Below are 19437 nucleotides of genomic sequence, written 5' to 3'. Positions count from 1 at the left end.
TCAGTTGAACTATTTTAAAGGATTTGTCTCCACTCTTCTGAAGCACGGGTCAACACCTCCATTGGCTTCTTCTCGGGCACGTTTTTCACGCATACCTTCTTCGTAAGCCATTTTCATAAGTTCGTAGTTTCGCAAACGGCGAGCACGAACTTCTGGAGATTCAGGATGTCGTTCTTGCATACGGGCCAAAAAGCGACGAGCATCCTCGCCAAAGAGTATCGGGGTTTCTCTGATAGGTCTAGCCATAACGCGTCCTTTGTTTTTCATATAGATAACGATATAATAACTCTGGAGCATCACTAAACAGGTGAAACCCGACAACACACTACTAAGGTGGTATTGTTTAATATAGCATGCTTGAAAAGCAAAAACAAGGGGTCCCGTTGTCGGCAATTCATTTTGCAACCAATAGATTGCAAAATGAAAAATTTTCTTGAAAAGCTTAATTTTCCCCAATTCGTTTGCTATATTATCCACAGCTAGCGGATGCTGGCCATGCTCAATAAAGAGCCGTTTTCTATATCAAAATAGGAACGGCTCTTTTTTGTTTTGCAAAAACAGCACAATACAAACAAAGGAGAAAAATGAAGACAAACCACATTCCGTTCGAAGATCTTCCCATCACGAACCGTTTCATGTTCGCGCTCGTGTTTAGCCACAATAAACAATGTGTAATTTGAGGTGTGAAGTGTGCAATGAAAAATCAACTGTTCAATCATTAAGCAAATTGTTCGCTTTACGGATAATATGTTTATATCGTCATTTAGTTTCAAACAAAAGAGAATTCGTTCTTAGCAAGCAATTACTTCGTAGCGGCACAAGCATTGGAGCGAATATAAAGGAGGCTCAGTTTGCACAAAGCAAGGCCGATTTTATTGCCAAAATGTATATCGCATTGAAAGAGGCCGGAGAGACCGAATATTGGCTTGAATTGCTTCATGAAGCGAGATATCTAGAATCAACTGAATTCGATAATATCATTACGCTTTGCCAGGCAATTGTTCGAATGCTAAATGCCATAACCAAAACCGCTCGAAACAGATAATTCATTCCACATCACACATTCCTCATCACACATTCCTCATCACACATCACACATTACACATTACACAATGGTATCTGTCGGACAATGAAACAAGGAAGCGCTATATGACTTGGCAACAGGAATTGGATGACATGGTATATGAGGAACGCGAACGCACTAAGGCAGCCGAAAAACGTGCTGACGAAGAAAAATGCCGTGCAGACGAGGCCGAGTCACGCGCTGACGAAGCAGTAAACCTTGCTAATAAAGAAAAGTCCCGTGCAGACATGTACGAGAAGATACTCAAGGAACACGGACTACTTTAATTCCGCAATTTTCGTCCATCACGTAATTTTGCCGTAGCACAACTTCGTTGTGCAGACTGTTTCAACTTAGAAATGGTCGCTCTAGTAAACTTGGCGACCGCTTCACTCAGCTTGCTAGTCCTTGACGCAACGGACAGAGAAAGCGTAACTTTTTCCGTAATATTGCAGTCCCGCAATTTCCTTGTCATAGTACGAATAGTAAGCGCCATAGCTACCATTTTCTGAAGAACTCCAAATAAACAAATTACCACCCAGACCATATTTTCCACGATCATCTCTAAATCCTGCAGGCAGCGCGGCAAAAGAATAAGCATCCATACCATTGTCACCATCAGACCAACCATCGCTAGACCTGAGCATTTTTCCAGCAGTAGAAGAACCTCCAACCGCAATAAACAACTGTTCCCATTCCGAATTATTCGGTAAATGCCAACCAGTTGGGCAAACGCCTCGCACGGAATATGTCGGAGAACAAGTAACACCGTTGCCGCAACCTTTGCCGTTCGCACTCCACAAACCAACACTATCCATCGCAGCCCCCCAAGAATAAAGGCGACCGTACTTGGAGCAATTAGATGGATTATCTTCATTACAGTAGCTATTTTCCGTTTCGTAGTTCAAGTTCTGAGCCATCCATATTTGGGAGCCGATGGTGACAGTTTTGTAAGTCTGACCGTCACGGGTGTCTGTTATGGATCCTATCGCTCCGGCTCCGCCTCCACTCCAGGATGACATGGGAGATGAAACACTTGAAGAACTGGGAATGACAGAAGAAGAGGATGACACAGGAAGGGCTACACTGCTGCTCGACTTCTGCGTAATGCTAGAGGAAGAAGATGACATTGGAAAGGCGATACTGGAGGAGCTAGGATTAACCTGAACCGGTTCGCAAGTAAGGTTGAAAGAACCCTTCGTCGTAGAGAGGATTAGTGTAGCTGTATGCTGTCCAGACATTGCATAAGTGACAGAATCGCTCATATATTTGGAGCCCTTACCTTCCAACGATTCAGGCGAGCCACCGGGAGTTGTCCACTTAAAGTTAGCGGAAAGCATGTCGGTCGTCTTGACGATCCCACCAACAGTGTATTTCCAAATGACCTTTTCGCCCGATTCAACAATAGCGTAAACAGGAGCACAGGTTCCACCGTCAGTGAGACTAGGGCTAACTGCAACCGAGCTAGATGATGGGGGTATAAAAATAGATTCGCTAGAAGAAGAGGATGATGGTTTCCAAATGAAAGAACTAGAAGAACTTCGGGAGACACTGCTGCTGGATCCTTTTGCTCCGCTGCTGGATGAAGAAACAACATTCTTGTTTGACGAGCTAGATTTGGGCGTAATGCTGGAAGACGAATCAACTTTTTTACTTGACGAAGACATTTTTTCTTTATTCGAAGATGACGTTTTTTCGGTAGTTTTTCCCTTGACGCAACGAACAGAATTTCTTGTTTCTTTTTTTACATAGACTTCTATTTCCATGCCAACACTGTTGCTCAAATGAAAATCCAACGCCTCGTCACTATAAGTCGCAATTGTTGAACTCCAAAAATATGCGTCATTATTCCTTAAAGCGTATTTCCCTACTTTTGACCAATGACCGGCAGGCAAAACGGAGAAACCAAAGTCATCCGTATTATCTTCTGAATGATACCAATCATTAGTTGATTTAAGTTTTCCCCCTTCATACCATCCCCCTGCCACAGAGACTAGCATATTCCATTCAGTAGTATCTGGCAAATGCCAGCCACTAGGACAAGCCTCCATCGCAGCATCCCACGTATAAAGGCGATCGTACTTAGTGCAGTTGGATGCATTGTCTTCATAGCAGAAACTGTTCGTCGTCTTGTAGTTCAGGTTCTGAGCCATCCACGTTTGGGTGCCGATAGTTACAGTCTTGTAAGACTGACCGTCGCGGGAATCAGTCATGGTTCCTGAAACCGCAGGCCAATTAGGCTTCCACTCGCCGTAGCGATCCTCGATTTGCGATACGTAGTCGGTACAGGCGGTGAGTAAGACGAGAGCGAATATAACTGCGATGGATCCTATCGACCCTGCAGGTCTCCAGGATGACTTTACAGAGGCGATCCCGGCACGGAGGCCGGGATGACAGCAACGAGGCTTCCTACATTCACGAAAATGACGATTTTCTAACCACCAACCACTGTTTACTAACCACTTCAACATACTTCCCTCCCCTAAAACGCGAAGCTCACGCCGATGCCTACGGCTCCGGCGATGGCGATACCGATTCCAATGCCACGGAGAGTCTGACCGGATTTTGCCTTGTCCTTGGCATCGTTGTATTCTTCTTCATTTGCAAAACGCTTCGTTTCCGCCGCGTCTTTCGCCTTGTTGTTTCCAACAACAGCAAGCACGACACCCGCCACAGTCGCTGCAGCACTGATGGAAAGCACCACCTTGCCCGCGATTCCACTTTTTTTCGAAGGTTCGTCATCCACGTTCGCAGGGATACTCTCGCCTACTTTCGTTTTATCTTCGCGAGGTTCGTCAAGGGAGATTCCCGCCTTCGCGGGAATGACATCAGTTGTTGCCTGAATGACTGGAGATGTGGGCTGATCCACGATCCCTTCGGCTACACTCAGGGCAGGCTCTGTCGAGGACGTGTCCAGAACGCTCGACGGATTAGCCGCCACAGGATCGTTCAAATCCTTTATGGCATGGAAAAATTCGGTCGATTTACTTTCAATCAAAGTAAGCAGCTCTTCCACGTTGGCGCCGCGTCCGTTGAAGCTAGCAATCAGCTTATTGCCCGCCGTTTCGTAGAGTTCCGCCGAAAGCGTCAGCTTGGAACCAAACCGCCCTACGCGAGCCTGACAAACGTAGTCAGCCGCGATATTCTTGCCCGTTTCCGCAAGGCAGCTGCCCTCGCAATCTTCAATCGCCTTTCCCGGCGGGAGCATCGCGTTGATGTTTTCGCGGGTCATAATCGTGAAGCCCTGCTTCGCGGGGAGTTCCTTTACAGCCTGCTCTCGCAAAACGTTCGTCAAATACTGACGATCCAAAATTGACACGCTATCCTTCGCGTCACCGTCCGCCATCGTCTCCAGCACGGCCACATACGCAGCCATTGCATCCGTTGATAAAAACAGAAGCAGTAGGAATATCAACATTTTTTTCATGGAAGAGAATATAGCATTCCCAAAGAAACGCATCTGAAAATTACGGCAAGGGAATGCGTAATTCTCATATCTATTGCAAATCCATCAGGTCGTAATACATGAGGCGAGTATGCGGGTCATTATCCTCTGCGTTCAAAAAGCGGAATCCATTTTTCACGTAAAACGGAACGGCATCCAAATAAGCATCGACAGTCAAAAAACGACACCCCGTCTTATTTTCTATAACAAACATCGACTTGATGTAATCTAAAACTGTAGTCCCTATTTGCTGCCCCTTTGCAGAAGAATCAACACCAAGGCGGCAGAGTTTGACTGCGGGATAGCTTTTAAGCCTTTTTTCGTTCGGAAAACCTTGCTTTTTACGAAAACGGTTAAATTCTGTTTTATCCTTGAAATCAGTTATTGCCACCTTGTCATTCGCAAGGCTACAATACGCCAAAAAGCATCCTGTTTCAGGATTTGCATAAGCATAACTTACCGAAAGCAAATATTTTTGAAACATGGCTGCACGATTTAGAATGAAATCGTTCAAATCAGCATCGCCACAATCAAAATATTTAACAGCAAAATTTGGTTCTAACCGAACAATTTTAAAATGAGAAGATAAGTCTAAACCTTCCTGAACCACGGGTCAATACCTCCATTGGCTTCTTCTCGGGCACGGTGTTCGGCCATGCCTTCTTCGTAAGCCTTTTTACAAATTTCGTAGTTCCGCAAACGGCGGGCACGAACTTCGGGAGGTTCCGGATGTCTAATCTCCATTTCAGCAAGGAAACGGCGAGCATCTTCGCCAAAGAGTATCGGGGTTTCTCTGATGGGTCTGGCCATAACACGTCCTTTGTTTTTTTCATATATGATGATTTAGCAAACGATATATTAAAACTTGGGGCAGGCTGAGCCATTTTTTGAACCCGGCAACACACCCTCGAGGGTGGTAATTCTTAATATAGAATGTTCGAAAAGCAAAAACAAGGGGTCGCTTTGCGAGTCGTTCATTTTGCAATCAACCGTTTGTAATAAAATCAAATTCTCAAAAAAAAAGCCGCCACCGGAACAAGCTCGGAAAGATAACATCAAAAAATTCTACATTTGACCCCATGAAGACTTTCGAACTTTTAAAAACTTCCAAGAAGTCCAAGGCTCGCCTCGGGATTGTCCACACGGACCACGGCGATATCCATACGCCGATTTTCATGCCAGTGGGCACCGAAGCGACCGTCAAGGCGGTGACTCCAGCACAGCTCAAGGACATCAAGGCAGAAATCGTTCTCGCGAACACGTACCACTTGTACTTGCGCCCGACAACGCCAAAAATCGCTGCGGCGGGAGGCATCCACAAGTTCATGAGTTGGGACGGCCCGGTGCTCACGGACAGCGGCGGATTCCAAGTGTGGAGTTTGAAAGACCTTCGCAAGATTAAGCCTGAAGGCGTGGAATTCAGGAGCATTCTTGACGGTTCCAAGCATTTCTTTAGCCCATCAAGCGTGATGAATGCCCAACGCGAAATCGGCGCGGATATCATCATGGCTTTGGACGAATGCACGCCGTATCCGAGCACGGTCAAAGAAGCGGAACACAGCCTGAACTACACGCTCCGCTGGACAGCCGAAGCGATGGATTGGCTCAAGGAACACCCGCCGATTCACGGCTACAATCAACAGTTTTTCGGCATTATCCAAGGCGGCATGCACACGCATCTGCGCAAACAAGCAATTGAGCGCATCGCGGAACTCAGCCCCGACGGTTACGCCATGGGCGGACTTTCCGTAGGCGAACCGACCGAAACAATGTACGAAATCGCAGACTTCTGCACCGACTTTTTGCCGCAAGACCATCCGCGCTACGTAATGGGAGTCGGAACGCCGTGGAATTTACTTGAACTCATCGGACGTGGCGTTGACATGTTCGACTGCGTAATGCCCACCCGCAACGCCCGTAACGGAATGTTGTTCACAAGCGAAGGCGTGTTGCGTTACAAAGCCGCCCGACACGCCGAAGAATACGACAAACCCGTCGATCCCAATTGCGACTGCTACTGCTGCCGCAACTTCAGCCGTGCCTACTTACGTCACTTGCACCACGCCGGAGAATCGCTCGGCTACACACTCGCAAGCATCCACAACTTACATTTCTATCTGCACTTGATGCAAGAAGCCAAAGACCACCTCGCCAACGACACATTCGAAGAATGGGCAAAAGCAAAATGCGAAGTATTACAGAGGAATCTGGAATAGTTTTTTTTGCTTTAAAATACAATCGACCCCAGCTCAAAAAAGCTGGGGGTCAATAAAGTATTCATATAAATTCAGTATATCCAAGATCAAGGTAACATCGTAGCCCTATCGTCTGCGGTGCGGCGGAGGCGGGGGCGAATTATGCGAACCGTGGCGTCGTTCTTCATGACGGGAGCGATTGTCCCAACGGGAACTCTGTTCATCTTCATTCGAACTTGACGCCTGCGGCGGGGGCGGCGGAACCGGACGCTTAAAATTCGATGGTGGTGGCGGAGGCGGAGCCGAGCGACGTTCCAATGGAAAATTTGCGCGTTGCGTAGAAGGTGTCGCCGTTTTGCTTAAACCATTCGAAGGAGCCGCGTGCTGTTCCGAAGAATGCCTATCCCAAGCGGAATTTCCTCGTGGCGGAGGAGGAGCGACCGGACGCCTGCCGCTTGGCGGCGGATTCGAAGTCCTCGGCGGCGGAGGCGGTGGATTGTCAAATCGCGGACGCGGCGCTGGCCTTGCATGACGACGCGGAGGCGGTGCCATGTGTCGTCTCGGATGGCGGTAATGCGGACGACGGTGAACCCAGTCATAAACAAACGGATCCCACCCCCAATAAACCAATCCCGCTCCAATCCAAGCGCCATTCACATAACGGAGCCTAAAACTTCCGTCAGAAACCACATAATAGACTACACGCGGGTCGTATTCGGGAACATAAACGTATTCCTCGCGAACCGGCTGGATTGAAATATTGTCATCGACCGTTATCGAGACATTCTCATCGCTCTTCAAGTAACCGTTTTTATTCGCCACCTTGCGCATTCTCTGCACGGCATCCATCACGTCGGCCTTCTGCATTTCGACGGCTTCGCCAAGCTGATTCGACCACGTAGCGTACTTCGCGAGCTTTTCCAAGACATCGGGGAACGCAATCAACGCTATGACCGATTCGTCATAACCCAATTCCGCATCTTCAATGGATTTCGCAAGGTCATCCCCCTTCAAGTTCCGATGGGCCTTGGCAAAAGCGGATGCGCTCGGAATGTCATCACCATGCATCGTCGCATTCAAAACATGCACCAAAAGCGGATCCGGGTAAAGCGCAATCGTCGCCACAAGTGTGTCCAGTTCCGCTGGCGTGTAGCGGGATTGGGCATTTGCCATCAGAGGGAACGCGATTACCGCAATGAGCAATGGAATTAAACGTTTCATAAAACCTCCTTCTATCCAGAAGTCTTTTTCAATCTACAAAAAATCATCATTTTTTGCCTTATAATACATCTTTTTGGATGCATATAACAATCATTTGGTTTCGCGGAACTTTTCTTCCCGAAAAAAAAAGCGTAGAACAAATAACAACACTTTACAACATATAAAGCAAAATTAACAAAACATTCTCCACATATACATATAGATTTAACGTGATTGTTGGAGGATTCATTTATGAATAGGTTGGTTAAGGCAGCTACCTTAGCGGGTTGCATCATAGGTTCGGCATATGCACAGACATATGATTTGCCTATTGTTTTCGTTGACACCAAAGGCGAATGCTTAGACAGCAAAGTCACAGAAAAAATTCCGGCTACCATGAAAGTATTGGACGGAAAGATGAATAACGTGGCTGATAGCGCCAAGGGAACCCGTTACGATATTGGTATCAAAGTCCGTGGACAATCCTCGGCTTTGTTCCCCAAGCCAGGTTACGGCGTGGAAGTCCGTGACGAAAAGGGTGAAGGCACGGATGTAAGCCTGTTCGGGCTGCCTCCCTCCGACGACTGGGTTTTCCACGGTCCGTATGTTGACAAGAGCTTGATGCGTAACGCACTTGCCCACTGGCTCTTTAGGCAAGCAGGCCATTACAGCCCGCGCAGCAAGCATTTTGACCTGTACATCAACGGGGTCTATCGTGGCGTCTATGTGCTTCTCGAAAAAATCAAACGTGACAAATACCGCGTCGATGTAAGCAAGCTCAAAGAAACAGACATTAGCGGCGAAGACGTGACTGGTGGCTATATTTGGGCCTTCGACAAGACGGGCACCAACACGGGGGGCGCTGGCAGTGGCCCCATCGAAAAGGAAGGTTTCAGCACCTCCGACGGTTTGAACGTCATTTTGCACTATCCCAAGAAAGAAAACATCAAGAAAGAGCAGGAAAACTACCTGAAAAAGTACTTGAACGATCTTGAAGGTCTGTTCAAGAACGGCAAGAACGGTCAGGGGTATGAAAAATACGTCGATATGACTTCTGCGCTGGACTACGTGTTGCACGAAGAAGTGACCAACAACGCGGACTCCTATTGGTGCAGTTTCTTCTTGCACAAACCCAAGGACAAGACTGACTCGAACGGCGTCAAGACCGAAGGCAAAGTAACGCTCGGCCCGGCTTGGGACTTCAACCTCGCCATGAGCAACGGCACCCAGCCTGAAAACGGCGGCGGCCAGGGCCAGGGCGGTTGGAACCAAGGCGGCGGCATGTGGGGCGGCATGGGCGGCATGGGCGGCGGCTTCGGCGGCGGCGGAAACGGCTTTGGCAGCTCCGGTACAAGCGGCTGGCAAATCGAGAACAGCCAAAAAAGCGGTCAAGGCATGTTCGGCATGGGCAGCTCCTTGAAGGCTCCGAACTGGCTCCTTGGCATGTGGAAGGACAGCCACTACCAAAGCGAACTCAAAAAACGCTGGGCGGAACTTCGCAGCGGTGTCTGGCACACCAAGACCATGGACAAGTATCTGGATTCCATGAAGACTTACTTGAAGAGTGCTGCCGACAGAAACTTCAAACGCTGGCCGAACTTGGGTAAATCTAGCGGTCAGGGCGACAACGATCCAGAACCAATGAAATTCTGCAACCAAGGCGGTGGCGGCGGTGGCGGCATGTGGGGCATGGGCGGAATGCCCATGGGCGGCTACAACGCAACCACATGGGACGGTGAATTCGAACATCTCCGCAAGAAGATGAAAGAAAGAATGGCCTGGATGGACCAGCAGCTTGGATTTACCGAACCGGCCCAAGCCATCGTGTCTGAACCGATAATTCACCTTCCTGACTGGCAAAAAGAAGAAGCCGAAAAAGAAGAAAAGAAGAAAGCAAAGGAAAAAACTCGAATAAATCAGCTGGGCAGACTATCGCCGACTAACTACTTTGAGGTGAACGGCAACATGCTCGAAGTTCAAACAGATATCGGTGGAACTTTTGCCCTTATCGACTTGAACGGAGCCGTTCTGTACAAGACCCAAATCAAGACTGGAACAACAACACTGCAAGTTCCAAGAAATGCAAGGGACAAGCACTGGATTGCAACGCTCAACGGCAAGATGATGAACCGCTAGTATAAGCAAAGGTAGCCAGAATGTTTAAAACGCTGGTTTGTACCATAGCGCTCTGCCTCTCGGCGGGCGCTTTTGCGCAAATATATGATTTGCCCATTGTATTTATTGACACTGAGGGTAAATGTCTTAACCACAATATCCATGCAAAAATACCCGCCACAATAAAGGTCTTGGACGGTAAATCAAACAACGTCGCAGACAGTTCTAAAGGCATTCAATACGACATAGGCATAAAAGTTCGCGGGAGTATTTCAAGAACATTCCCCAAGCCAAACTATTCCATCGAATTCCACGATTCAACGGGCAAAGACATAAACGTGAGCCTATTCGGCCTCCCTCCTTCCGACGATTGGATTTTGCTCGGGCCTTATGTCGATAAGAGCATGGTAAGGAACTCCTTTGGCCACTGGCTCTTCCGGCAAACAGGCCGTTACAGCCCTCGCACTAAACATTTCGACTTGTACATCAATGGAGGCTATCGCGGAGTTTACATGCTTGTCGAAAGAATCAAGCGAGGCAAATACCGCGTTGACGTGAACAAGATTAAAGAAACGGACACCGAAGGCGAGAACCTTACCGGAGGCTACATTTGGACATTTGACCTAGCAAAAAGAGACAAGGAAACATCCGACGAAACAGAATTCGAATTTTCGACATCTGGTGGAGCAAACGTCACCCTGCACTACCCTATAACGAAAAAATTAGCGAATGAGCAAAAGGATTACCTAAAAAAATATTTGAACGATCTTGAAGCGTTATTCAAGGACGGCAAAAACGGAAATGAATACGAAAACTACGTAGATGTAGCATCGACGGTGGATTTCATGTTGCTTCAAGAACTCGCCCAAAATACAAAAGGCTATTACAGTAATCTTTTCATGCACAAATCCAAGGATAAAACGGACGAACAAGGCCACAAGACCGCAGGAAAAATAACACTAGGCCCACCGGGAAATTTCTACATCGCCTTCAACAATGATAGAAATGAAGCGGATAGCAACTGGACAATAGAACAGACCTACAAAGCCTTCAATAATCCAGATGGTGGTATCGGCTTGAGACTAGCAGAATGGCCTCTTAAAATATGGAAGGATAGCGTTTTTCAGATTGAGGCCTCAAAACGATGGGCGGAACTCCGTAGTGGCGTTTGGCACACCAAGGTCATGGATGCCTACTTGGACTCCATGAAAACGTACCTGAAAAATGCGGCAGACCGGAACTTCAAACGTTGGCCAAATTTAGGGAAAGTAAGCGGTCAATTTGATGAAGATCCGGAACCCATAAAATACTGCAGAACTACCGAAATACCAGCAATGAATCCGACTATTAAGATTGGATCCAATGCCGATACTTGGGATGGAGAATTCGAATACGTCCGTCAAAAAGCAAAAGAAAGAATCGCCTGGATGGACAAGCAATTCGGTTTTACGGAACCGGCAAGCCCAGTAGTATTCGAACCCATCATCCATGAACCCGATTGGCGAGCAGAAATGGGCGATACAAGTGAAGTACGCATTGATGCCAATAATTTCAGCAGGCTATCCCCGACGAATTTCTATACAGTAAACGGCAACGTTCTTGAAATTCATACAAATTGGGGCGGAACGTTCGCTCTTGTTGACCTGAACGGCGCAGTTCTGTACAAAGTTCATATCAAAACGGGCGTCACCAGCCTGACCATTCCGGCCAAGGCAAGGGACAAGCACTGGATAGCAACACTCAACGGCAAGATGATGAATCGCTAAGAGATAAAAAATGGGGGTGCAGAAAAGATGATACATCTAAAAAAATTACTTTGCACAGCAGCGTTGCTCATGGCAACCGCTATTTTTGCGCAAACATACGATTTGCCCATTATATTTGTAGACACCAAATATCATCAATGCCTCGACGACAAGATTATCGAAAAAATACCTGCTACAATAAGAGTCCTGGACGGGAAAACAAACAACGTAGCCGATAGTTCCAAAGCAACCCCATACGAAATAGGCATCAAAGTCCGCGGAAGAGGTTCATCGGGCTTTCCCAAGCTAAACTATACCATCGAATTCCACGACTCGACGGACAAAGACATAAACGTGAGCCTTTTAGGCCTCCCGCCTTCCGACGATTGGGTACTGCACGGGCCTTATGTCGATAAAAGCATGGTAAGGAACTCGTTTGGTCACTGGCTCTTTCGGCAAACAGGCCACTACAGCCCACGCACCAAACACTTCGATTTGTACATCAATGGAGTCTATCGAGGCGTCTATGTGCTTATCGAAAGAATCAAGCGCGGCAAATACCGGGTCAACGTGAGCAAGCTTAAGAAAACAGACATCGAAGGCGACAACCTTACCGGTGGCTACATTTTGGCAATCGACCGAAAATATGACAGTTATTCGAAACTCAGCAAAACAGAATCAGAATTCGTGACCTCTGATGGAGTAAAAGTCATCTTGCGCTATCCCAAAAAAGATAAAATGGCGAAAGAGCAGGAAGAATATATACAAAATTATTTGAACGAACTCGAAGCACTATTCAAGGACGGCAAAAACGGGAGCGGATACGAAAACTACGTGGATGTAGCATCCGCAGCAGATTACCTTTTGCATCTAGAACTCACCAACAATATGGATCCTTATTTAGCGAACAACTTTTTCATGTACAAACCCAAGGATAAAACGGACGACCAAGGCAACAAGACCGTTGGCAAAATAACACTTGGCCCACCGTGGGATTTTTACCTAGCCTTCAAAAATAGGCTTACACCAGAAAGTAGCAACGATGATAAAAATGGAACCGATTCCACCATAAGTTCCCAATACCAATACGACAATATCTGGATAATCGAAAAACTCTACACAAGTTTTACTTCTTTTTTAGGTTGGCATCAGGCAAATTGGGTTTTTGAAATGTGGAAGGACAGCATTTTCCAGATTGAAGTGTCAAAGCGATGGGCGGAGCTCCGTAGCGGGGTTTGGCACACCAAGACCATAGACGCCTACCTGGATTCCATGAAGACACACCTCAAGAGCGCCGCCGACAGAAACTTCAAACGCTGGCCAACTCTAGGGAAAGCAAGCGGACAGAACGATCCTGATCCGGAACCCATGAAATATTGCGATACAACCATCAGATCTAGTAATTTCATGGGATTGGCTATAGGCGGATACAACGCAGACACCTGGGAAGGCGAATTCGAACACGTCCGTAAAACAACAAAAGAAAGAATAGCCTGGATGGACAAACAATTCGGCTTTACGGAACCTGCAAGCCCTGTAGTATTCGAGCCCATCATCCATGAACCCGATTGGCGAGCCGAAATGGGCGACACAAGTGAAGTCCGCATCGATGCCAATAATCTCAGCAGGCTATCCCCGACGAATTTCTTTGCCATGAACGGAGACCATCTCGAAATCCACACGAGCATCGGAGGCACCTTTGCCCTTGTTGACCTGAACGGAGCAGTTCTGTACAAGACCCAAATCAAGACCGGGCTCACAACGCTGAAAATCCCGTCCAAAGCCAGACACAAGCACTGGATTGCAACGCTCAACGGCAAGATGCTGAACCGCTAAGAGATAAAAATTGGGGTGAGGAGAAGATGTTTCATCTAAAAAAATTACTTTGTACAGCAGCACTGCTCATGGCAACCGCTGCTTTTGCGCAAACATACGATTTGCCCATTATATTTATAGATACCAAACAACAATGCCTCGACCACAATGTTACCGAAAAACTGCCCGCTACAATAAAAGTCTTGGACGGGAAAACAAACAACGTAGCCGATAGTTCCAAAGCAATCCCATACGAAATAGGCATCAAGGTCCGCGGAGAACATGCGGCGAAATTTTCCAAGCCAACCTACAGCATCGAATTCCATGATTCGACAGGCAAAGACATAAACGTGAGCCTGCTCGGCCTTCCACCCTCCGACGACTGGGTTTTGCATGGGCCGTATATCGATAAAAGCATGGTAAGGAACTCGTTTGGCCACTGGCTCTTTCGGCAAACAGGCCACTACAGCCCACGCACCAAGTATTTCGATCTGTACATCAACGGCCTCTATCGCGGAGTCTATGTGCTTATCGAAAGGATCAAGCGTGGCAAATACCGCGTCAACGTGAGCAAACTTAAAGAAACCGACATCGAAGGCGACAACCTTACCGGCGGCTACATTTGGACAATCGACAGAAATCATACCGATTATCTGATTCCCACCAAAACAGAATTAAAATTCGAGACATCTGATGGAGTAAGAGTCCTCTTGCGCTATCCCAAAAGGGATAAATTAGCAAAAGAACAGGAAGAATACATACAAAATTATTTGAACGAACTCGAAGCACTATTCAAGGACGGTAAAAACGGAAGCGGATACGAGAACTACGTGGATGTAGCATCCGCAGCAGATTACATATTACTTGAAGAACTCACCCAAATTAGAGATGCCTATGTGGTTAATTTTTTCATGTACAAGCCCAAGGATAAAACGGACGATCAAGGCAATAAGACCACTGGCAAAATAACACTTGGTCCACCGTGGAATTTCTACCTTGCCTTCAACAATGGCACTGTGAAAAAAAGTAGCAACGATGAAAAAACTGAAACCGATTCCACATTCGGCTTCAGAGACACTGGTAACTGGCTAATAGAACAAATCTACAATGGCTATACTCATTCTGGTTTTAACACGTACATGCCAGCAAAATGGCTTATTGAAATATGGAAGGATAGCGTTTTCCAGATCGAGATTCAAAAACGATGGGCGGAGCTCCGTAGCGGAGTTTGGCACACCAAGACCATGGACGCCTACTTGGACTCCATGAAAACATATCTGAAAAGTGCCGCAGAGAGGAATTTTAAACGCTGGCCTAATTTAGGAAAAATAAGCGGAACCCAAGATGGAGACCCGGAGCCCATGAAATATTGCGACTCCAGCAGGAATTCAACATTCAGAATGGCTATGGCCGGAAACAACGCAGACACTTGGGACGGCGAATTTGAACACGTCCGCATAACAGTGAAAGAACGAATGAAAAAGATGGACGAACTGTTCGGTTTCACGGAACCCGCAAACCCTGTGGTATTCGAGCCCATCATCCATGAACCCGATTGGCGAGCAGAAATGGGCGATACAAGTAAAGCTCATATTGAAGCCAGTAACTTAAGCAGACTTTCTCCGACGAACTACTTTGTCGTAAACGGCAACCGCATTGAAGTTCAAACAGATATCGGCGGGACATTCGCCATTGTCGATTTGAACGGAGCCGTTCTTTATAAGACTCGCATCAAGACCGGAGTAACGACGTTAGCAGTTCCGACCAACGCACGGAACAAGCATTGGATCGCAACGCTCAACGGCAAGATGATGAACCGATAGCAAATAAAGAGAAAGTTTAAATGTTTAAAAAGTTAACCTATATCATAGTGCTCAGTCTGTTAGCGTGCGCTTTTGCGCAGACCTACGATTTGCCCATTATGTTTATTGACACCGACCATAGGTGTCTTAACTACGATGTCATTCAAAAAATACCCGCCACCATAAAACTCTTGGACGGGAAAACAAACAACGTCGCCGATAGTTCCAAAGGCACGCAATACAACATAGGCATCAAAGTCCGTGGTCGAACCTCGGCCGAATACCCCAAGCCAAACTATACCATCGAATTCCATGACGCGACAGGCAAAGACACAAATGTAAGCCTGCTCGGCCTCCCGCCCTCCGACGACTGGGTTTTGCATGGGCCCTATGTCGATAAAAGCATGATAAGGAATTCGTTTGGTCACTGGCTCTTTCGGCAAACAGGCCGTTACAGCCCGCGAACCAAATTTTTCGATTTGTACATCAACGGAGTCTATCGCGGAGTTTATGAGCTAACCGAAAGAATCAAGCGAGGTAAATACCGTATCAACGTAAGCGAACTCAAAGAAACGGACGCCGAAGGCGAGAACCTTACCGGAGGCTACATTTGGGAATTCGATAGAAAATTCAATAGGCGTGGAGCAGGGGAAGTGATTGACTATACCACAAGAGATTTCAAGACATCCGATGGCCATAACGTCGTTTTGCTTTACCCTAGAAAGAAAAAAATCACAAACGAGCAGAAAGAATACATACAAAATTATTTAAGCGAACTCGATTCATTATATAAAGGCGATAAAAGCGGAAGTGGATACGAAAAATACGTGGATATAGTTTCCGCAGCAGATTATCTTTTGCATCTAGAACTCACCAACAATATGGATCCTTATTTAGCGAACAACTTTTTCATGTACAAGTCCAAGGACGAAACGGACGAGCAAGGCAACAAGACCGTAGGCAAAATAAATTTAGGTCCACCATGGGATTTCGAAATAATTCTAAGCAACGACTACCGCCCAGAAAATTACGAAATTAACAGCGATGATTCGGCTTTTTTCGCAACGATCACAAACTGTTATGTTGAAGGATGGGAAATAAATTGCGTTTATAAAAACACTGGTTTAGGCGGTGTTCAACCGATAAAATGGCTTCTTGAAATGTGGAAGGATAGCATTTTCCAGATCGAAATGAAAAAACGATGGGCTGAACTTCGCAGCGGTGTTTGGCACACCAAGACCATGGACACCTATTTGGACTCCATGAAAACGTCCCTGACGAGTGCCGCTGAAAGAAACTTCAAACGATGGCCGAACTTAGGAAAAGTAAGCGGAGCCCATGATGAGGACCCATTCCCCATGAAATACTGCAACACAATCAGGACTCAATGGGCGGGCATGGCTATGGGCGGATTCAACGCCGATACTTGGGACGGCGAATTCGAACATGTCCGCAAAAAAGTGAAAGAAAGAATAGCATGGATGGACGAACAACTCGGTTTTACGGAACCGGCAAACCCTGTAGTATTCGAGCCTATAATTCATGAACCCGACTGGCGAGCGGAAATGGGCGATACAAGTAAAGCTCATATTGAAGCCAGTAACTTAAGCAGACTTTCTCCAACGAACTACTTCGTTGTCATCGGCAAGCGCCTTGAAATCCACACGAGCGTCGGAGGCACATTTGCACTTGTTGACCTGAACGGAGCCGTTCTTTACAGGACTCGCATCAAGACTGGGGTAACGACGTTAGCAGTTCCGACCAATGCCCGGAACAAGCATTGGATCGCAACGCTCAACGGCAAGATGATGAACCGATAGCCGAGCATAGATTCGAGCAGACCAGAAAGACTTCCCTAGACGGGATGTCCTTTTTTAAGGAAAAAACGCAGAATTTGCATTTTTTTTTGCAACGGTCACCAGATGTCAGACTGTCAACACTTATAATGCATAATCTGTGATAAACGCATACTCCACCGACCTCATTATATAGATTACTATATGGAGTTTGGTCAAGGAGTATAATATGTTCAACAAATCAAAAATTTTCTTTTTTAGCATCGTTCTAGCGATGGCATTACCGATATTTGCGCAGTCTTACGACCTTCCGCTCATTATCGTGAACACACAAAATAGGCAAGCGCTCCAGAAGGGCGCCGACAAGATTCCCGCCACCATGAGCATCCTGGACAAAGGCACGAACAGCGTTGCCGACAGTTCCAAGGGCGAAAAATACAACATCGGCATCAAGATTCGCGGGCAGACTTCCGCCGACTTCCCCAAAAAGGGTTACGGCATCGAACTCAAGGCGCGCCCCTGCACGAACGTCGCCGATACGGCCTGCCACGACACAAGCCTCAAGGTTTTAGGCATGCCCAAAAACGCCGACTGGGTGTTCCACGGACCGTATGTTGACAAGACGCTCATCCGCAATGCGCTCGCATACTGGCTCTACCAGCGCACGGGCCGCTACAGTTCCCGATTCAAGTTCTTCGAGCTCTACCTGAACGGGCAATACAAGGGCGTTTATCTGTTGCTCGAAAAAATCAAGCGTGCCAAAGCCCGTGTGCATATCGCGAAACTCAAGGACGAAGATATCAGCGGCGACGACGTGACCGGCGGTTACGTGCTGAGCATCGACAAGGTGGAAAACAACTCCACGAGCGGTCTCGACAAGGAAGGGTTCAAGAGCAAGGACGGCTCCCCCGTCGTCATGCGTTCCCCGAAAAAGGAAAACACAAACAAGGCACAGCAGGACTACATCAAGAACTTCTTCAACTCCATCGAACAGAAGTGCGATAATGGCGACATCACCAGCAACGGATGCCTCGATATTTTGGATATAGAAGCCGCGGTGGACTACATCATCCACGAAGATGTCACCAACAACACCGACGCCTACATCTGCAGTTTCTACATGTTCAAGGACAAGGACAGCAAGGGAGGCAAGCTCCAGCTCGGTGCACCATGGGACTTTAACCTGGCATTCGGCGCCTACCAGCGTGTCGGGGGCGAAAAGGCGGACGGTTGGCGTATTCCGCAGAGTGCAAAAAGCGGTGCCGGAGAATGGTTCGTGGCAAAGTGGATACAGAACTTGTGGAGCAACAACACCTTCCAGCAAAAGTACAAGGAACGCTGGGCAAAGCTCCGCAGCGGTGTATGGCATACCAAGAACATCGACAAATTCATCGACTCGCTCAAGACCGTACTCAAGAACGCTGCCAACCGCAATTTCGAACGCTGGCCGAACCTGGGCCAGTCTAGCGGCACCTGCGATGCCGACCCGATGGAATCCGGCAACAATAATGGCGGGAACAACGGCGGCATGTGGGGCGGCTGGGGCGGCGGCATGGGCGGTTTCTGCATGGGCATGAAAATGAATTACTACAACGAGCCCACGTGGGACGCCGAAATCGAGCACCTGCGCAAGTATGTCAAGCAAAGGTTCGCATGGATAGACCAGCAGATGAGTTTCAGCGAACCCGCCTCCCCCGTAGTCACCGAAGCCCTCATCATTGACGACTGGAATTACTACGACAAGGATGACGATGATAACCCGACTACTCCGACAAATCCGAGTTCATCCAGCAGCAATACGAGTTCGTCAAGCCATTCAAGGTTTTCAAAATCTTCAAGCAGCTCAAATCCTGGGAGAGACGCAATCAGAGTCCATCAGGAAATAACAAGACTGAACTTCTACACTCTCAACGAAAACAGAATTACCGTCCAGAGCGAGAGAGGCGGCATGTTCAGGCTCATGGACTTCAACGGCAACGTTCTCTTCGAAAAGCAAATCCCAGCAGGCACGCAGTCGTTCCAAATTCCTCGGACGGCACGCAACCAGCATTGGGTTGCAACGCTCAACGGCAAAATGATCAGCCGATAAACGAGACTCCTTACCAAACCAAAAGGGGCGTCCGTGTGGGCGTCCTTTTTTTAGTCAGTAATTTTTAGTCAATGCGTCTTCGTCATCCTGGAGGGAGCATCGCGACCGATAGGATCCATGCAGAAGCTATACCCCTACAACCTAACCCCTATTACCTACCATAATTCGGATT

The 19437-nt window shown here is 47.4% G+C and carries 15 protein-coding genes; 9 read left to right on the top strand and 6 right to left on the bottom strand.

The genetic code is table 11. From position 1 onward, the window contains the following. Positions 1-9: 9 nt before the first annotated feature. A complete protein-coding gene (locus IKG78_RS11910) occupies positions 10-246 on the bottom strand; it encodes a hypothetical protein (protein ID WP_290943712.1) in 237 nt (78 codons plus the stop codon). A gap of 421 nt (positions 247-667) precedes the next feature. Here IKG78_RS11910 and IKG78_RS20400 point away from each other — a divergent pair, with 421 nt between their 5' ends. Further along, a complete protein-coding gene (locus tag IKG78_RS20400) occupies positions 668-1045 on the top strand; it encodes a four helix bundle protein (RefSeq protein WP_366075332.1) in 378 nt (125 codons plus the stop codon). A gap of 104 nt (positions 1046-1149) precedes the next feature. After that, positions 1150-1350: a hypothetical protein gene (locus tag IKG78_RS11905; RefSeq protein ID WP_290943710.1), complete on the top strand. Its 201-nt coding sequence runs from the start codon at positions 1150-1152 to the stop codon at positions 1348-1350. Positions 1351-1464: 114 nt separating this feature from the next. Here the strand turns inward: IKG78_RS11905 and IKG78_RS11900 are convergent, their stop codons facing one another. The 4 genes from IKG78_RS11900 to IKG78_RS11885 form a co-directional block, all read right to left on the bottom strand. Next, complete coding sequence (locus IKG78_RS11900; protein WP_290943707.1) at positions 1465-3534, bottom strand: fibrobacter succinogenes major paralogous domain-containing protein; 2070 nt, start codon at positions 3532-3534, stop codon at positions 1465-1467. Positions 3535-3545: 11 nt separating this feature from the next. Next, a complete protein-coding gene (locus tag IKG78_RS11895; protein ID WP_290943705.1) occupies positions 3546-4490 on the bottom strand; it encodes a hypothetical protein in 945 nt (314 codons plus the stop codon). A 70-nt stretch (positions 4491-4560) separates the two neighbouring features. Next, positions 4561-5118, bottom strand: a complete 558-nt coding sequence (locus IKG78_RS11890) for a GNAT family N-acetyltransferase (protein ID WP_366075329.1) — start codon at positions 5116-5118, stop codon at positions 4561-4563. Then, on the bottom strand, positions 5100-5318 hold the full coding sequence (locus tag IKG78_RS11885; RefSeq protein ID WP_290943700.1) for a hypothetical protein: 219 nt from the start codon (positions 5316-5318) through the stop codon (positions 5100-5102). Before IKG78_RS11885 ends, IKG78_RS11890 begins: the two co-directional genes overlap by 19 nt. A gap of 269 nt (positions 5319-5587) precedes the next feature. On the opposite strand from IKG78_RS11885, the gene tgt reads away from it, so the two are divergent. Then, positions 5588-6724, top strand: a complete 1137-nt coding sequence (tgt, locus tag IKG78_RS11880; RefSeq protein WP_290943698.1) for a tRNA guanosine(34) transglycosylase Tgt — start codon at positions 5588-5590, stop codon at positions 6722-6724. A 105-nt stretch (positions 6725-6829) separates the two neighbouring features. Here tgt and IKG78_RS11875 read toward each other — a convergent pair whose 3' ends face one another. After that, entirely contained in the window at positions 6830-7924 is a 1095-nt protein-coding gene (locus IKG78_RS11875; protein WP_290943696.1) for a DUF3300 domain-containing protein, read from the bottom strand. Between the two features lie 231 nt (positions 7925-8155). Here IKG78_RS11875 and IKG78_RS11870 point away from each other — a divergent pair, with 231 nt between their 5' ends. The 6 genes from IKG78_RS11870 to IKG78_RS11845 all read left to right on the top strand — a co-directional run bounded on the left by IKG78_RS11870 (position 8156) and on the right by IKG78_RS11845 (position 19265). Further along, a complete protein-coding gene (locus IKG78_RS11870; protein ID WP_290943695.1) occupies positions 8156-10039 on the top strand; it encodes a CotH kinase family protein in 1884 nt (627 codons plus the stop codon). 20 nt (positions 10040-10059) lie between these two features. Continuing rightward, positions 10060-11784: a CotH kinase family protein gene (locus IKG78_RS11865; protein WP_290943693.1), complete on the top strand. Its 1725-nt coding sequence runs from the start codon at positions 10060-10062 to the stop codon at positions 11782-11784. A 69-nt stretch (positions 11785-11853) separates the two neighbouring features. Continuing rightward, positions 11854-13599, top strand: a complete 1746-nt coding sequence (locus IKG78_RS11860; RefSeq protein WP_290943691.1) for a CotH kinase family protein — start codon at positions 11854-11856, stop codon at positions 13597-13599. 26 nt (positions 13600-13625) lie between these two features. Further along, positions 13626-15401: a CotH kinase family protein gene (locus IKG78_RS11855; protein WP_290943689.1), complete on the top strand. Its 1776-nt coding sequence runs from the start codon at positions 13626-13628 to the stop codon at positions 15399-15401. Positions 15402-15421: 20 nt separating this feature from the next. Further along, positions 15422-17200: a CotH kinase family protein gene (locus IKG78_RS11850; RefSeq protein WP_290943686.1), complete on the top strand. Its 1779-nt coding sequence runs from the start codon at positions 15422-15424 to the stop codon at positions 17198-17200. A gap of 205 nt (positions 17201-17405) precedes the next feature. Further along, a complete protein-coding gene (locus IKG78_RS11845; protein ID WP_290943684.1) occupies positions 17406-19265 on the top strand; it encodes a CotH kinase family protein in 1860 nt (619 codons plus the stop codon). The last annotated feature ends 172 nt before the right edge of the window (positions 19266-19437 follow it).

Source organism: Fibrobacter sp. (genome assembly GCF_017545445.1).
Lineage (GTDB): Bacteria > Fibrobacterota > Fibrobacteria > Fibrobacterales > Fibrobacteraceae > Fibrobacter.
Note: the sequence above shows the minus strand (reverse complement) of the source record. Positions and strands in the feature narration are given on the sequence as shown.